The sequence below is a fragment of the Ruegeria sp. AM5 genome (assembly GCF_056540645.1).
The window spans coordinates 99,316-114,548 of record NZ_JBQFXC010000005.1 but is presented as its reverse complement, the minus strand read 5'-3'; the positions used below and the strand labels follow the sequence as shown (position 1 = coordinate 114,548).

At 59.0% G+C, this 15,233-nt stretch carries 16 protein-coding genes; 4 read left to right on the top strand and 12 right to left on the bottom strand.

Annotated elements, in window-relative coordinates; all coding sequences use genetic code 11:
- Window positions 1-122: 122 nt before the first annotated feature.
- The gene (locus ACR0AH_RS13940; protein ID WP_170423629.1) at window positions 123-929 is read right to left on the bottom strand and encodes a mechanosensitive ion channel family protein; all 807 of its coding nucleotides are present in this window, start codon (window positions 927-929) and stop codon (window positions 123-125) included.
- A 223-nt stretch (window positions 930-1,152) separates the two neighbouring features.
- Here ACR0AH_RS13940 and ACR0AH_RS13935 point away from each other — a divergent pair, with 223 nt between their 5' ends.
- Window positions 1,153-1,851, top strand: a complete 699-nt coding sequence (locus tag ACR0AH_RS13935; protein ID WP_223117509.1) for a glutathione S-transferase family protein — start codon at window positions 1,153-1,155, stop codon at window positions 1,849-1,851.
- A gap of 51 nt (window positions 1,852-1,902) precedes the next feature.
- Here the strand turns inward: ACR0AH_RS13935 and ACR0AH_RS13930 are convergent, their stop codons facing one another.
- The 9 genes from ACR0AH_RS13930 to ACR0AH_RS13890 form a co-directional block, all read right to left on the bottom strand.
- The gene (locus ACR0AH_RS13930) at window positions 1,903-2,349 is read right to left on the bottom strand and encodes a YtoQ family protein (RefSeq protein WP_170423625.1); all 447 of its coding nucleotides are present in this window, start codon (window positions 2,347-2,349) and stop codon (window positions 1,903-1,905) included.
- Between the two features lie 80 nt (window positions 2,350-2,429).
- A complete protein-coding gene (gene pheT / locus ACR0AH_RS13925; protein WP_480592404.1) occupies window positions 2,430-4,826 on the bottom strand; it encodes a phenylalanine--tRNA ligase subunit beta in 2,397 nt (798 codons plus the stop codon).
- Between the two features lie 78 nt (window positions 4,827-4,904).
- On the bottom strand, window positions 4,905-5,708 hold the full coding sequence (locus tag ACR0AH_RS13920) for a CE1 family esterase (RefSeq protein WP_170513226.1): 804 nt from the start codon (window positions 5,706-5,708) through the stop codon (window positions 4,905-4,907).
- A 295-nt stretch (window positions 5,709-6,003) separates the two neighbouring features.
- Window positions 6,004-6,576, bottom strand: a complete 573-nt coding sequence (locus ACR0AH_RS13915; protein ID WP_480592402.1) for a hypothetical protein — start codon at window positions 6,574-6,576, stop codon at window positions 6,004-6,006.
- A complete protein-coding gene (gene pheS, locus ACR0AH_RS13910) occupies window positions 6,573-7,646 on the bottom strand; it encodes a phenylalanine--tRNA ligase subunit alpha (RefSeq protein WP_010443591.1) in 1,074 nt (357 codons plus the stop codon). Before pheS ends, ACR0AH_RS13915 begins: the two co-directional genes overlap by 4 nt.
- Before the next feature lie 70 nt (window positions 7,647-7,716).
- A complete protein-coding gene (locus ACR0AH_RS13905) occupies window positions 7,717-9,087 on the bottom strand; it encodes a glutamate--cysteine ligase (RefSeq protein ID WP_170408403.1) in 1,371 nt (456 codons plus the stop codon).
- A gap of 67 nt (window positions 9,088-9,154) precedes the next feature.
- Entirely contained in the window at window positions 9,155-9,682 is a 528-nt protein-coding gene (locus tag ACR0AH_RS13900; protein WP_170408404.1) for a hypothetical protein, read from the bottom strand.
- Window positions 9,679-10,527, bottom strand: coding sequence for a GNAT family N-acetyltransferase (locus ACR0AH_RS13895; protein WP_170733538.1), 849 nt, complete (start codon window positions 10,525-10,527; stop codon window positions 9,679-9,681). Before ACR0AH_RS13895 ends, ACR0AH_RS13900 begins: the two co-directional genes overlap by 4 nt.
- Window positions 10,524-11,249 (bottom strand): 16S rRNA (uracil(1498)-N(3))-methyltransferase, encoded by a 726-nt coding sequence (locus tag ACR0AH_RS13890; protein WP_480592400.1) that lies wholly within the window; start codon window positions 11,247-11,249, stop codon window positions 10,524-10,526. Before ACR0AH_RS13890 ends, ACR0AH_RS13895 begins: the two co-directional genes overlap by 4 nt.
- A 12-nt stretch (window positions 11,250-11,261) precedes the next feature.
- On the opposite strand from ACR0AH_RS13890, the gene ubiA reads away from it, so the two are divergent.
- The 3 genes from ubiA to ACR0AH_RS13875 all read left to right on the top strand — a co-directional run bounded on the left by ubiA (window position 11,262) and on the right by ACR0AH_RS13875 (window position 14,536).
- On the top strand, window positions 11,262-12,224 hold the full coding sequence (gene ubiA / locus ACR0AH_RS13885; protein WP_480592398.1) for a 4-hydroxybenzoate octaprenyltransferase: 963 nt from the start codon (window positions 11,262-11,264) through the stop codon (window positions 12,222-12,224).
- Window positions 12,225-12,291: 67 nt separating this feature from the next.
- A complete protein-coding gene (locus tag ACR0AH_RS13880) occupies window positions 12,292-14,214 on the top strand; it encodes an OmpA family protein (RefSeq protein WP_480592396.1) in 1,923 nt (640 codons plus the stop codon).
- A 1-nt stretch (window position 14,215) separates the two neighbouring features.
- Entirely contained in the window at window positions 14,216-14,536 is a 321-nt protein-coding gene (locus ACR0AH_RS13875; RefSeq protein ID WP_170395619.1) for a hypothetical protein, read from the top strand.
- 5 nt (window positions 14,537-14,541) lie between these two features.
- Here the strand turns inward: ACR0AH_RS13875 and ACR0AH_RS13870 are convergent, their stop codons facing one another.
- Together ACR0AH_RS13870 and moaD are read right to left on the bottom strand one after the other, a co-directional pair.
- Window positions 14,542-14,985 (bottom strand): molybdenum cofactor biosynthesis protein MoaE, encoded by a 444-nt coding sequence (locus ACR0AH_RS13870; RefSeq protein ID WP_480592394.1) that lies wholly within the window; start codon window positions 14,983-14,985, stop codon window positions 14,542-14,544.
- A gap of 1 nt (window position 14,986) precedes the next feature.
- On the bottom strand, window positions 14,987-15,232 hold the full coding sequence (gene moaD / locus ACR0AH_RS13865) for a molybdopterin converting factor subunit 1 (protein WP_170395615.1): 246 nt from the start codon (window positions 15,230-15,232) through the stop codon (window positions 14,987-14,989).
- Window position 15,233: the final 1 nt, after the last annotated feature.

Below are 15,233 nucleotides of genomic sequence, written 5' to 3'. Positions count from 1 at the left end.
CGCCAATAGCGCGGCGCTGTTTTTTCTGGACCAAGGTTCGCGCAAAAAAGCACCGCGCCTTAGCGCGGTGCCCGGCCCAACCAGAGGATGGCATTTCAATGCCCGATCGACGGGCGGGAGGCTTACGCCTCTTTGTGAATCTCCACAGAATGCGGATACGGGATGGATACGCCTTTGGCGTCAAACGCTTCTTTGATCGCTTTGGTAAGTTCAAACTTCACATCCCAATAGTCAGCCGCGGCGCACCACAGGCGCGCGGTCAGATCAACCGAACTATCCCCAAGATTTGTCACCCGCACCCAGGGCTCAGGATCAGCCATGATACGATCGTCAGCTTTGGCCACATCCAGGATGATGTTCATAGCCTCATCCGCGCTATCGCCGTAGTCGATGCCAAACACCAGATCGACCCGGCGGGTGTCATGGGCGGAATAGTTGGTGATCACCGAACCCCAAGCCTGACCGTTTGGCACGATGATCTGCACGTTGTCCGGCGTCACCAGCTCGGTCGTGAACAGGTTCAGGTCTTTCACAGTACCCGCTGTGCCACCAATATCGACATATTGGCCCAGCTTATAGGGCCGGAACACCACCAGCATCACGCCCGCGGCCAGATCGCTGAGTGTTCCCTGCAGCGCCAAACCGATGGCCAGGGATGCGGCACCCAGTATGGCCACGATGCTGGTCGCCTCGATTCCGAAAATGCCCAGAACGGCGACAAAGACAATCGCCAGCAGCACCCATTTCACGAGGCTCGCAACGAAATTCCCCAAAGTCGGGTCGATATGTGGCGTGGCGTTGATCCGCCGCCGCACCAGACCGCTAATGGCTCCGGCAACGATCCAACCCAATACCAGAACGATCAACGCTTTGATCGCGCTCATGATCAGCGGACCAAATGCGCCCACCTGTGTTACGACATCTTCCACACGCTTCTCCTTTGCGCCAACAGCAAACCCGCGCCTTTTGGCGCGGGATCGCTGAAAAGTCTGGGCTAATTTTGCGCGCAGGTCTAGGTGCGGGATTTCCGAGTTTTCCCCCCTGCTGTTCCCCAGCAAACATCGACTGACCGATCACGCACAGAATTGGACCTTACAAAAGCGCCACAAATTACCAGATTGACCGAGACAGGCGCGATAAAAGGAGCCCATCATGCTGGACACAATCCAATTCCCGATCATGAATAAATGGTCCCCACAGTTCCCCGAGCGGATTCAGCTTTATTCCTTCCCCACACCCAACGGGGTAAAGGCGTCGATCATGCTGGAAGAAACCGGCCTGCCTTATGAGGCACATCGTGTCACACTGGCCGATGCAGATGTCAAAAGCCCGGAGTTTCTTTCGCTGAACCCGAACAACAAGATCCCGGCGATCATTGATCCCAACGGGCCCGACGATGCTCCGTTGGCTTTGTTCGAAAGCGGTGCAATCCTTCTGTACCTCGCTGAAAAGAGCGGTAAGCTGCTGGGTCAGAACAAAGGCGACAAGCACCGGGTCACCCAATGGGTTATGTTCCAGATGGGCGGTATCGGACCAATGTTTGGCCAGCTTGGGTATTTCCACAAATTCGCAGGGGCTGAAATCGAAGACCCCCGCCCGCGCGAACGCTACGTGTCCGAGGCCAAACGCCTGCTGAACGTTCTCGACCGGCAACTGGACGGCGAAGACTGGATCGCCGGAGAATTCTCGATCGCCGATATCGCAATCGCGCCGTGGCTGCGCGGTTTAGATTATTACGGCGTCAAGGATGTCATAGGCTGGGAAAGCTATGGCAACGTTACGCGCTATCTGGATAGGTTCCTGGATCGACCCGCAGTGCAAAGAGGACTGAACATCCCCTCACGGGATTGATACACAAGGCCTGTGCGGCGGGATCCAAATCCGCCGCCACGGGCCATCGGGTTACCCAGGCAGCGCGCCTGTTAGAACGTAGCGCAAGATCTCAACAACTTGCGCGGGTTCTTCAGCGACGGCGAGTGCTGCTGCATCTACTTCTTTCAGCGCGTGCTGATGATCAGCCCCGTGCAGAACAATGATCGACTTGCCCAGTGCTGCCGCATAGCCCGCGTCAAATGCCGCGTTCCACTGCTTGTATTTGTCCCCAAAGCGTACAACCACAACATCCGCGTCTGATATGCCCTTGCGGGTCCGGATCGCGTTGACCATGGCACCCTTGTGATCGTGCCAGTACTTGTTCGGCTCGGCCCCCAAGATCGTGACACCGCAATCGTCCGAAGCACCGTGATCGGTGACCGGGCTACTGAACTCAACATCCAACCCATCGGCGCCCGCAATGATCTGCTCGCGCCAATCCGTGTGAATCTCACCGGACAAATAGACCTTCAGCATTTTTCTCTCCTCCCGTGAAAAAGGGGCGCAATGGCCCCTTTATCATTTCAAAAATACTCCCGCCGGAGGCGAAAACCAACTCATCCCCGCAAGACGCCGCCAGTGGCTTTCATCACTTTTTCGACAATCTTGGTGCTGACCGCCTCGATATCCTTTTCCTTCAGGGTCGCGTCCGACGGCTGGAGCCTTACGGTAATGGCCAGAGACTTCTTGCCCTCGCCGACGCTACCGCCAATGAATTCGTCAAAGACGCGCACGTCCTCGATCAGAGCCTTATCAGCACCCGCAGCCGCATTGACCAACGTCAGAGCTTCGATATCCGCATTTACAACAAAGGCGAAATCGCGCTCGACCGCCTGCAGGTCGCGCAATTCCAAGGCAGAACGGGTCGCACCGGATTTACGTGGCATCGGCACCTGATCCGGCCAGATGGTGAACGCCATTGCCGGACCCTTGATATCCAACGCCTGCAACACGCGCGGATGCAATTCACCAAAAACGCCCAGAACCTTTTTGGGGCCCAGACAAATCTTGCCGTGCCGACCCGGGTGCCACCAGGCATCGCCGCCACGAAGGATCTGAACCTTGGCAGGCGCACCAATGGCGGCAAGCACCGCCTCTGCGTCGGCTTTGGCATCAAACAGGTCAACGGGACGGGAAGCACCATGTACGTCCTTGGGACCGCTACGCCCAACCAACAGGCCGGTAATCTGTGTCTGTTGATCCCCCGGCTCACCATCGTGGAACACCGGCCCGACCTCGAACAAGGCCAGATCGGCATAACCCCGCGCCTGATTGCGCGCCGCCGCTTGCAGCAGACCAGGCAGCAGATCAGGGCGCATATGGCTCATCTCGGACGAGATCGGGTTTTCCAACATGGTTGCTGCGTCACCGCCCCCGAACAAGGCTGCCGAGGCCTGATCGATGAAGGTATAAGACACACATTCATTGTACCCCAGCGCTGCACAGGTCCGGCGCGCCATCGACTGGCGGCGCTGCGTGGGTGTCATGACCGGTTTGGGGATACCTGCTGTCGTACGCGGCAGCGGGATACCCTGCAACTTGGTCAGAGAAGCGATCCGCGCAACCTCTTCCACCAGATCGGCCTCCCCCATGATATCGGGTCGCCAGCTGGGCACATGCGCCATCTCGCCATCCAGACGAAAGCCCAAACGGGTCAATGTCTGCCGCTGCTCGCTTTCCGGAATCTCCATCCCGACTAGGGACTGCACGCGCGCCGCGTCCAGTTTGTAGGCCCGCGCGTGGTTCGGCGCTTTGCCCGCCTCGACCACATTCGAGGCTTCACCGCCGCAGATATCCAAGATCATCTGCGTCGCATGCTCCAACCCTTCGCGCGTGTATTCCGGGTCGACGCCGCGCTCGAATCGATACCGCGCGTCCGAGTTTATCTTCAGCGCCCGACCTGTGAGGGCAATCTGCACATGATCCCAGAACGCACTTTCAAGGAAAACGTTCACGGTCTCCTCGGTACAACCGGTTTCCTCGCCGCCCATGATGCCCGCGATAGATTCCGGGCCTTCGTCGTCCGAAATTACCATCATGCCGGGCTGTAGTGTGTATTCTTTCTCATCCAGTGCAACCAGCTTCTCGCCACCTTTGGCACGGTGAACGCGTAGGTTACCCTGCACCTTGTCGGCATCGAATACGTGCAGCGGGCGGTTGTGATCGAAGGTCATATAGTTGGTGATATCCACCAAGGCCGAGATCGGACGCAGACCAATCGCCTTCAACTGGTCCTGCAGCCATTGCGGGCTGGGGCCGTTTTTGACGCCCCTGATAAGCCGACCGGTGAAATGCGGCGCGCCATCCAGCGTATCTTCATCAATCGACACTTTGATCGGGCTTTCAAAGTCCCCCGGCACGGGGACATAGTCACGCACCTTCAGCGTGCCCAATCCACGTGCAGCCAGATCTCGCGCAATACCCGCAACACCCAGCGCATCCGGGCGGTTCGGCGTGATCGCGATCTCGATCATCGGATCAACTTTTGACGGATCGTTCTCAGCCAACCAATCGACAAACCGATCACCGACCTCACCCGAGGGCAGCTCGATAATCCCGTCGTGTTCATCCGACAGCTCAAGCTCGCGCTCGGATGCCATCATGCCAAAGCTCTCGACGCCACGGATCTTGCCGACGCTGATGGTGATATCCAGGCCGGGAATATACATACCCGGTTTACAAACCACCACGGTGATGCCTTCGCGCGCATTGGGCGCGCCGCAAATGATCTGCAGATCGCCCTCGTCGGTTTCAACCGTGCAAACGCGCAGCTTATCGGCGTCCGGGTGCTTCTCGGCATGTTTCACATGGCCCAGCGTAAAGCCCGCCAGACGGTCCGCCGGGTTGACGATCTCTTCGACCTCAAGCCCGAGATCGGTCAGCGCTTCGGCGATCTCATCAACCGACGCATCCGTATCGAGGTGGTCTTTCAGCCAAGACAGAGTGAATTTCATTGCAGCGGGCCTTTTTCGGCAAACATTCAGTCGGCACAGGCAATGGCAAAGATTGCGCCGAGGTGCAAGCGCTGCGGCTCACGGATAGGTGGGGGTGCGACCCAAAAGCTCGTCCAGCTGCCAGCCGATCCAGCCGTGGGGAATAAAGTGCCCGCCGGGATGGGTGTCCAGTGTCACCTGCCCTTGCGCGCAATCGGTCCACTCTACCCGGCTGAGCGTCAGGAACGGCTTCACGCTCCAATCCCCGCGCGGGGTCGCGCCGTTGCAGTTGAACTTGGCCTTCCACAGCGCCACCGGATAGGTCGTATCGCCGTCCGGGCCAAAGGGAAAATCCATCACCGTATCGTCCAGCCCATGCACATGGCGCACCTCGCGCGGGGCTTCCGGGCAGTCCTCGGTCTGGCGGATCGAGCCCGCAACCGCCAACAGCGCGGCGATGTCATTGCCCGACTGGCAGACATAGCGCCATGCCATTGCGCCGCCATAAGAATAGCCCGAGACATAGATACGCTCAGGATCAATGGGATAGCGTTTGGCGACGTCCTCAAGCACGCGATCTGCGAACGGCACGTCTGCGGTATCAGCAGTCCAGAAGTTCCAACTTTTGCCCAGCCCATTCGGAGCCACCAACAGCACATCGCGCAGCTTGGTCGCTCCGGCGATGCGTTCATGGTTCACCACTACATCGCCCTGCCGCGCCCAACCGTGGAAGTGCAACAGCACAGGCAGAGGCGTTACGCCATCCCAACCATCGGGTTCCAGCACATGATACGAGCGGTCGCCAACCTCACAGGCGGTATCGCCGTGGCAGTCAGATTTCCACGGCCCCATCGCAAAGGCCGGAGTCGCGGTCAGCAGAAGAAAAAGCAGTCGATAGATCATAAGCCGGAGCCTAGCGACGTCTGCCGCGCTGTCACATAACTTATTGGTGTAGGGTGGGGTTTCACCCCACCAACCGCCCTACGGCGGGGTGAAACCCCACCCTACAACGGATCAAATCACAAAGCCGCGCTATCGCCAGACCCCGGGGTGGCCATCAAAGGTTTGTGTTGAGTACTTTATGCCAGCCAAATCCGCGAAACGTTCAAACGGAGCGCTAACGGAGACAAATCGCCAGCCCGTGCGGGCGGTCTGGCGATCGCGCGGCGGCCAGTTGGCCTTAAATTCAGACGCTAAATTAGCTCAGAGCTTTGTTAGCGAACGCTTCGTCAGCCAGGAAATTGTCTACTTTAGTACCGGAAAGCAAGTCTGACCGCATGGTTGTAACCAGCTTCTGATATGCGTCGTGAAATTCCTGATCTCTTTCGCCAAGTTTCTTCAGGTCGCTATGATTGGCGAGATAGTTCTCCAAAACACTTTTATCGGCATCTACATCAATATCTGGCTCTTTAGCATTTGCTCTTTCCATGCCTCTAACCAAGGCTGCTCCAAACATTTTCTTGGACGCCTGAACAACGTCTTTTGGAGCCACCACTACTATCAAACTGTGTAGATTGGTGATCCTGTTTGCTTGTTCAAAAAAATCTGTAGCCGAAACTGATGCTCTGCTCACATTGCGGTCCATAAGCACGGAGAGATACTCCGCATAAATGACTGATCTCTTCTCCCTTAGGTGTTGCTCTCGATCAGACCTCCGCTGAGCAAAAAACAAGCAAATAGCACTAAAAAGCGCTACAAACGGTGGAGGTGTGATCTGCGCTATCTCCAGCCAAGACCAACCACCAGACACAGCGCCAATTGAAATTGTCACCGCGACAAACCACCATGCAGGTTCGGCATATCCAGCGCTGCAAAGCCGTAGTGCCGCAGCCAGCGCAGGTCGCTATCAAAGAACGCCCGCAGATCAGGAATGCCATATTTCAGCATCGCCAGACGGTCGATCCCAATCCCGAACGCAAAGCCCTGATAAACCTCGGGGTCGATGCCACCGGCGGCGATCACCTTGGGATGGACCATGCCGGAACCCAGAATCTCCATCCAGTCGTCGCCCTCGCCGATCTTCAGCTGACCATTGTCCCAGGAACAGCGGATATCGACCTCGGCCGATGGCTCGGTGAATGGGAAGTGCGAGGCACGGAAGCGCAGCTCGACATCGTCGACCTCAAAGAACGCTTTCACGAACTCTTCCAGAACCCATTTCAGGTTCGCCATCGAGATATCCTTGTCGATGGCCAGCCCCTCGACCTGATGGAACATCGGCGTGTGAGTCTGGTCATAGTCGGCGCGGTAGACACCGCCCGGGCAGATCACGCGGATCGGCGCGCCCTGCAGTTCCATCGAGCGGATCTGCACTGGGGAAGTATGGGTGCGCAGCACGTGCGGCGGGCGATTGTCGCCCTCGGCGCGGTGCATGTAGAACGTGTCCATCTCGGCCCGCGCGGGGTGGTGGCCGGGGATGTTCAGGGCGTCAAAGTTATGCCAGTCGGTTTCGATCCGCGGCCCTTCGGCCACCGAGAAACCCAGTTCGGCAAAGATCGCGGTTAGTTCCTCAGTCGCCTGGCTGACCGGGTGGATCGAACCCTGACGGCGGGCGCGGGTCGGCAGGGTGACGTCCAACCATTCAGTGCGCAGACGCTCATCCAGCGCCGCATCAGCAAGCGCTGCTTTCTTGGCCGACAGGGCCGAGTTGATCTCATCCTTCAAGGCATTAAGCGCGGGGCCTGCGACCTGACGCTCTTCGGGGGTCATCTTGCCCAACTCGCGCATCTTCAGCGCGACCTCGCCTTTTTTGCCCACGGCAGCGACGCGGATCGCCTCAAGCGCGTTTTCATCGCCAGCTTCGGCGATTTGGCCCAGATATTTTGCCTTAAGATCGTCCATGACGCCCTCTGAATTTGGTCGCCAACCTGCTATCGGCCCCGCCCCGCGAATGCAAGCGGGACGGTGGGGATCAATAGCTGTATTCGGGATAAATCCGGGTCAGGTCGCCATTCCAGTCGCCATTGTAGTGATCCAGCAACTCATCAGCGGGAACCTTGCCCGTATCGATGCTGTCCTTTAGCGCGTTCAGGAAATGCGTCTCGTCCTGCACCAGACCACCTGCGCCGGGGCGGGCGCGCGACGCCAGACCAGCCTCGGCAATCGAGACCACTTCGCGCGCCAGATCATGCATGTTGATGTTGCCAACCTGTGCTTGCAGACCATCCTTGGCAGCCTCAACCCGCAGCGCTTCGCGCGTCTCGGCATCCCAGCCTTTGACCAGATCCCAAGCGGCATCCAGCGCAGTTTGGTCATAGGTCAGACCAACCCAGAATGCAGGCAGAGCGCATAGGCGACGCCATGGGCCACCATCGGCACCGCGCATCTCCATGAACTTCTTGATCCGCGCTTCGGGGAATGCCGTGGTCAGGTGATCGGCCCAATCGGACAGAGTCGGCGTCTCGCCGGGCAGTGCAGGCAGTTTGCCCTGCAGGAAGTCGCGGAACGACATGCCCAGCGCGTTGATATACTGGCCGTCGCGATAGACGAAATACATCGGTACATCGAGCGCATATTGTACATAGCGTTCGAACCCGAAGCCTTCTTCGAATACAAAGGGCAGCATGCCCGTCCGTGCATCGTCCAGATGCCGCCAGATATAACTGCGCCAGCTTTTCTGGCCGTTCACCTTGCCCTCGAAAAACGGAGAGTTCGCAAACAGCGCCGTCGCGACCGGCTGAAGGGCCAGCGCGACGCGCAGCTTCTGCACCATGTCGGCCTCGGACCCGAAGTCGATATTGACCTGAACCGTGCAGGTGCGCCGCATCATGGCACGGCCCATGGTGCCGACTTTCTCCATATAATCGTTCATCAGCCGGTAACGGCCTTTGGGCATCAACGGCATCTCTTCATGGGTCCAGATCGGGGCTGCGCCCAGACCAATAAAGCCTACACCGATCTCATCGGCGATATCCTTCACTTCACGCAGGTGAGTGTTCACCTCATCACACGTTTCATGAATTGTCTCGAGCGGAGCGCCGGACAGTTCCAACGCACCGCCTGGTTCCAGGCTGACGTTCGCGCCGTCCTTCTCAAGCCCGATTAAATGTCCAGCTTCACGCACTTCAGCCCAGCCATGGCGGTCTCGCAGACCTTCCAGCACGGCCACAATCGACCGTTTGCCTTCAAACGGCAGTGGTTTCAGAGTGTCTTTGCAATAGCCGAACTTTTCGTGCTCGGTTCCGATGCGCCAATCTTCCTTGGGCTTGCAGCCCGATTCCAGATATTCGGCCAGTTGCTCATGGCGTTCGATCGGTCCGCCGCCGGACTGGGGGATGGACATGTGACCCGTGCTCCGATCCTGATGTGTCTATCTTGGCGGTCAGTCCTGAGCGCAAACCGCGCCAGTGTCAATGCAGCCTAAGGTGCGCAGGCCGTGACGGCGTGCGTTCCCAGATCACCACCGGATGTGCCGCACGACCGTTGAGTTCCGACAGCATTTGCTCGGTTTTAAGCCCCGGAAGTGCTGAGAACACATCAAACAGCGCTTCGGCCCCTTCGGCGTTCACCGGAATGTGAAGGGTCGGTTGCCCCGGCTGATCCAAAACCCAATGCGCAGGTTGCGAGGTCGGATCCAACGCCAACCGCTCGATTTCGCGGGCTGCAACGATGCCGCCGTCGAGCGGGCCCAGATAGGTGATCTGGCCTTCATCAATAGTCACCACACCCGGTCCTCCCGCACCATTGCGAAAGCGCGCGCGTTGCACTCCGATCACCGCCAGTGCCATCGAGACGACGATCAGCAGCCACCCCAACCACGCCAGCAATCCGCCGGGGCCGCTGATCCAGCTGAGGCCGAGGATCAGAACAAACCCTGCAACCAGCACTTCGCGCCAGCGCCACAGGGCCAGTTTGGCTTCGGGTCGAAAGAAACTCATGCCACGTCCTCCGGGTTTTTGAACAGGATCAGCGAGTATTGACCTGCAGGCTGGAACCCAATGGATATATAGGCACGCGCGGCCGCATCGGAAGCCGCAAAGAGGACAGCTCTGGAAACTCCCGCGTCGCGCGCCTCAACCAGATGCAGGGCAACAGCCAAACGCGCATAGCCCCGCCCTCGTAAATTGGGTGGTGTGTAGACACCGCCGATCTGCACCACTTCAGGCAAGCGAGCGTTGAAGCCGGTCATGCTGACCGGTAGGCCGTTATGTAGCAAAACTCGATGCGAATCCCGCTCGATATAGGTCTTGATGTCCTTCCCAGCCTGCGTCTGTGCGCGCAAAGGATCAAAATCCATGGCTTCGATGAGGTAGCTTTCTCGCCAGTCTTCAAGGACCGAACGGTCTACATCAGTAAGCGGCATGAGATCTGCCCCACTGAAATCCGGTATTTGAAGTCGATCCAGCGCCAGGGAAAACCCCGGCTCATCGCTGTTCAGGGTCGCGGGTCGCCCTTCCCAACCTGCCAACCGGATTATCCGACGAGCCTGCGTTGCCTCAGCCGCGATGCCGAACAGGGCCCGGCCTCGAATAAGGTCAATCGCTGCGGCAAGTTCGGTATCCGAACAGTCGGGACATTGCAGCAGGATCATGCCTTCATTTGTTATGGCAAAGACCGCACGCAACGGGCTGCCAAGCGTCCATGCATTCAACGACCGGGGATGCGTACCGCACAGGCCAAAATCCCGTAGATTGGCCAAAGGGAACATCGATGTTTGGATATGTTGGGACAAAAACGAGTCGATCCTGGACAGGTCCGTTTCCTGCGCCAATTGCCACGTCACGTCCAATCTCCCAACGATTGCTGCCACATTGTCATCGCCGCAACGGCTGCTGTATCGGCGCGCAGGATGCGTGGGCCGAGGCTGACCACATGGGTAAATGGCAGCTCTGCCAACCGTTTGCGTTCGGGCTCGGAAAACCCGCCCTCGGGGCCGATCAGGATCGCCCACGGCTTACCTTTCTCATTCTCTGCCAAGCGCAGAGCCGAGCCGGCTTCTGCCTCGTCACAGAACATCAATTGGCGATCATCGGGCCACGCGCCCAGGATACGATCCAATCGCTGGAGGTCAGCGACCTCAGGCACAAAAGTGCCGCCACATTGTTCGGCCGCCTCAATTGCGTGGGCCTGCAAGCGATCCTGCCGAATGCGCTCGGAGTTGGTGAATTCGGTCTGCACCGGTATGATCCGCGCGGCCCCCATTTCAGCTGCTTTTTCAACGATGAAATCGGTCCGCGCCTTCTTGATCGGTGCAAAGAGAAGCCACAGATCGGGCGGTAATTGCAGAGGTTTCGATTGCTCCACGCACGACAGAATTCCGCCTCGTTTACTTGCTTCTGCTACCTCTGCCTGCCACTCGCCATCGCTGCCATTGAACAGGGCGACCCGGCCCCCAACCGACAGGCGCATGACACCGAACAGATAATGCGCCTGCTCACGCGTCAAAGGAACCGATTGCCCCGGACCCAAAGGGTGCTCTACATACAGTCTGATCTTCGCATTCATGAGACCCTACATATGCAAGGCAATGCCCCAACACCAGACGGTCAGGTCGCCGATGCCGTAACCGGCAATTGGGTCGACACCCACGCCCCCGCCTTTGCCCGCCCTTACCTGCGGCTCAGCCGTGCAGACCGACCCATCGGCACATGGCTGCTGCTGATTCCCTGCTGGTGGGGTCTGGCCTTGGCCATCCTGAGCGACGGCGCACCACGATGGGAGGATCTTTGGATCGCAGTTGGTTGTGCCATTGGTGCGTTTTTGATGCGTGGCGCGGGCTGTACGTGGAATGACATCACCGATCGAGAGTTTGACGGGAAGGTCGAGCGTACAAGGTCGCGCCCGATTCCCTCAGGACAGGTGAGTGTCCGTCAGGCTGCGTTCTGGATGGTGCTGCAATGTCTGTTGGCCCTGGCCATCCTTCTGACCTTCAACCGGGCCGCGATTGCGATGGGAGTTTTGTCTTTGCTGCCTGTTACCATCTATCCCTATGCAAAACGCTTCACCTGGTGGCCGCAGATTTTTCTGGGGCTGGCCTTCAACTGGGGCGCATTGCTGGCCTGGGCTGCACATACCGGCACCGTGGGCTGGCCTGCGATCATGCTTTATCTGTCAGGAATCGCCTGGACTTTGTTCTACGACACGATCTACGCCCATCAGGATGCCGAGGATGACGAGCTGATCGGCATCAAGTCCACCGCGCGCCTGTTTGGCACCGATACCGCCCGTTGGCTCAAGTATTTTCTGATTGGAACCGTCAGTCTAATGGCCTTTGCAATTATCGACGCGGCTTTGCCCGGGACATCGGTTCTTGCTTTGGCGGTCGCCCTTGGCGGGCCTTGGGCGATGGGGTGGCATCTGGCCTGGCAATTGCGGGGGCTGGACACGGAGGACAACGCCAAATTGCTGCAGCTTTTCCGGGCCAACCGTGACACCGGCTTGATTCCGCTGATCTTCCTCAGCGTCGCCCTTTTCCTCTGATTGCACCTCTGTGCTGCGCTCTGTATGAGTCCCGGAACCAACCGCCCGAGGAGTCTCGATTTCGCCCATGCGTCTGCCTTACGCCCTAGCTGTTGCGTTGATTTTCGCGGTGTCCGCCGTGCTATCGCTGGTGGTCGCTGGATTTGCGGTCAGCAAGATCGAAGACGCCTCGGAACTGGCCGTGCGAAAGGCCTTGAACTTGCAGGGGCATGATTGGGCCGAAGTCGAATCCGACGGCCTGCGTGTCGTTCTGACCGGCACGGCCCCGACTGAGGCGACCCGATTCAACGCCCTGATCGCTGCGGGCACCGAGGTCGACACCTCGCGCGTCATTGACGAGATGGAGGTTGCTCCCACCGCCGATCTGACACCGCCCCGCTTTTCTACCGAGATCTTGCGCAATGACAGTGGAATTTCGATTATCGGGCTAGTACCTGCGGCTCTGGATCGCGACGATCTGGTAGACAGGCTGCAACGCCTTGATCGGGACGCGTCAGTCTCGGACCTGATGGAAAGTGCCGACTATCCCAAGCCAGACGGATGGGATCAGGCAATCGACTATGCGATCGAAGCGCTCTCGGATTTGCCACGGGCCAAGATATCTGCCAGCCCAGGGTTGGTGCGTATCACGGCCATTGCCGATAGCCAGCAAGAGAAAGACCAGCTGGAACAAGACCTGAGCCGCGCCGCGCCACCAGGTCTGCGAATCGGCCTTTCAATTTCGGCACCTCGCCCGGTAATCACACCATTCACGCTGCGCTATCTGATAGATGAGGATGGCGGGCAGTTTGATGCGTGCTCGGCCCAGGATGAAGTTGCGCGCGACATCATCGTCGCCGCAGCACAAGAGGCCGGACTGACCGGCCCCTATTCCTGCACCATTGGGCTAGGCGTACCGTCTCCGCGTTGGGCGAATGCAGCGCAGCTCAGCATTCGTGCGCTATCTGAACTTGGTCAGGGTTCAGTTACGCTGTCGGATGCCGATATCACTTTGGTTGCTGCACAAGGGACCAACCCTTTGGAGTTCGACCGCATCGTGGGAGAGCTTGAAAACGCGCTGCCCGAGGTTTTTGCCCTGCATGCCGTTTTGCCGGAACCCGAATCCGATGACCCGACAGGGCCGATTGAATTCGTCGCAACCCGCAGCCCTGAAGGTTTGGTGCAACTGCGTGGTCGACTGAGTGACGAGACGCTGCACAAAATGACCGACAGCTTTGCGCGCGCCGCCTTTGGATCGTTGCAGGTGCACACGGCCACCCGGATCGCGCCGGACCTACCCGCGGATTGGCCCGTGCGCGTTCTGGCCGGGCTGGAGGCGTTGTCGCAGCTGCACAACGGCGCACTGACCGTGACGCCGGACAATGTCGCACTGTCGGGCATCAGCCATGATCCCGACGCCAAGGCCCGGATCGCCGGCATGCTATCGGACAAGCTGGGCGAGGCGCAGGATTACACCCTGTCAATCACCTATCAGGAGCCGCCCGCACCCGCCGACGCGCCGCCCGACCCTGAGGTCTGCGAAGAGCAGCTGGCCGAGGTTCAGGCCGCCAGAAAAATTGCGTTCGAACCGGGATCAGCCACCGTCGCAGCAGACTCGCGCGATGCCCTGAACCAGATCGCGGACATCCTGCGTGAATGTGGCCCCATCCGGTTGGAGATTCAGGGCCATACCGACAGTCAGGGCCGTGAAGAGATGAACCAGCAGCTCAGCCAGTCGCGCGCGCAGTCGATCCTGAACGAATTGCGCGGACGGCGCGTGCCGACCTCAAGCTTTTCTGCGGTCGGGTATGGCGAGACGCAGCCTATCGCCGATAACGAAACCGAAGAAGGCCGCGAAGAGAACCGCCGCATCGAGTTTCGCCTGATCCGTCCTGAACCCGTGGCCAACACCCTGACCGGGCTTGAGGCGATGGAAGCCGAGGCCGAATCTGAGGCCGAAATCGAGACACCTGAAACCGACGCACCGGATGCAGGCTCAGAGGACCAGTAAGTTGAACAGAACAGAATTCATCATCGCCACAGCCATCATCCTGTTCGCAGCTTTCTGCATGGGTTGGTTCGCCAACTGGCTGGCCCATCGGCTGTCCCGTGTTCGCCAAAGCGACGTGGCCGATCTTGACCGCATGAGTCAGGAACTGCACGAGGCCGAAGAAACACGCGATCAGGCAATCACATATCTTCAGCAGCGCGAGGCAGAGCTGACCAACCAGCTGACTCAAACCGAAGCCGAGTTGAATGCCGCAATGGAAGGGCTGCGCGCGGCGCGGCAGGAAGCCGAAGAGATGCGCGGGCGGATCAACAACGCAGACTAGGCACCCTACCAGCGGGTCAGCGCGTCTTCATCCTCGTCCTTGGCAGCCACCCATTCTGCTCCGGACGTGGTGATTTCCTTCTTCCAGAATGGCGCGCGAGACTTAAGGTAATCCATCAGATATTCCGCCGCCTCAAACGCATCGTTGCGGTGCGGTGCGGCGGTGGCGACCATCATGATACGGTCACCAGGCGCAAGCCTTCCATGGCGGTGGATCACCAGAACGTTGCCCAGTGACCATCGCTCCTGCGCCTCTTCCGCGATCTTGGTTAGGGCGCGTTCGGTCATGCCGGGATAGTGCTCGATCTCCATCACATCCAGATCGCCCGAAGCCAGATCGCGCACAACGCCTGTGAAGGTCACGATGGCCCCGTTGGTATCGTCCCCGGCGGCAAAAGCGTTGGCTTCGCCCCCCAGATCGAACGGGGCCTCCTGCACGACGATCCGCATTCTAGCCACCCGTCATGGGCGGAAAGAACGCAACCTCGCGTACACCGGTCAGTGGGGCGTCAAAATCCGAAAGCTCTTGGTCCAGAGCCACGCGCAAGGCCGACAGATCGGCAAAGGCAGCAGCATAGCGATCCTCACGCGCGCTCAGTTCCGCGACCAAATCGCTGACTGTTGCGGCCTCGGTTTCAATCTTCTCTTTCGGCAGGCCGATGCGTTCGCGCACCCAAGCGAAATACAGCACGTTCATC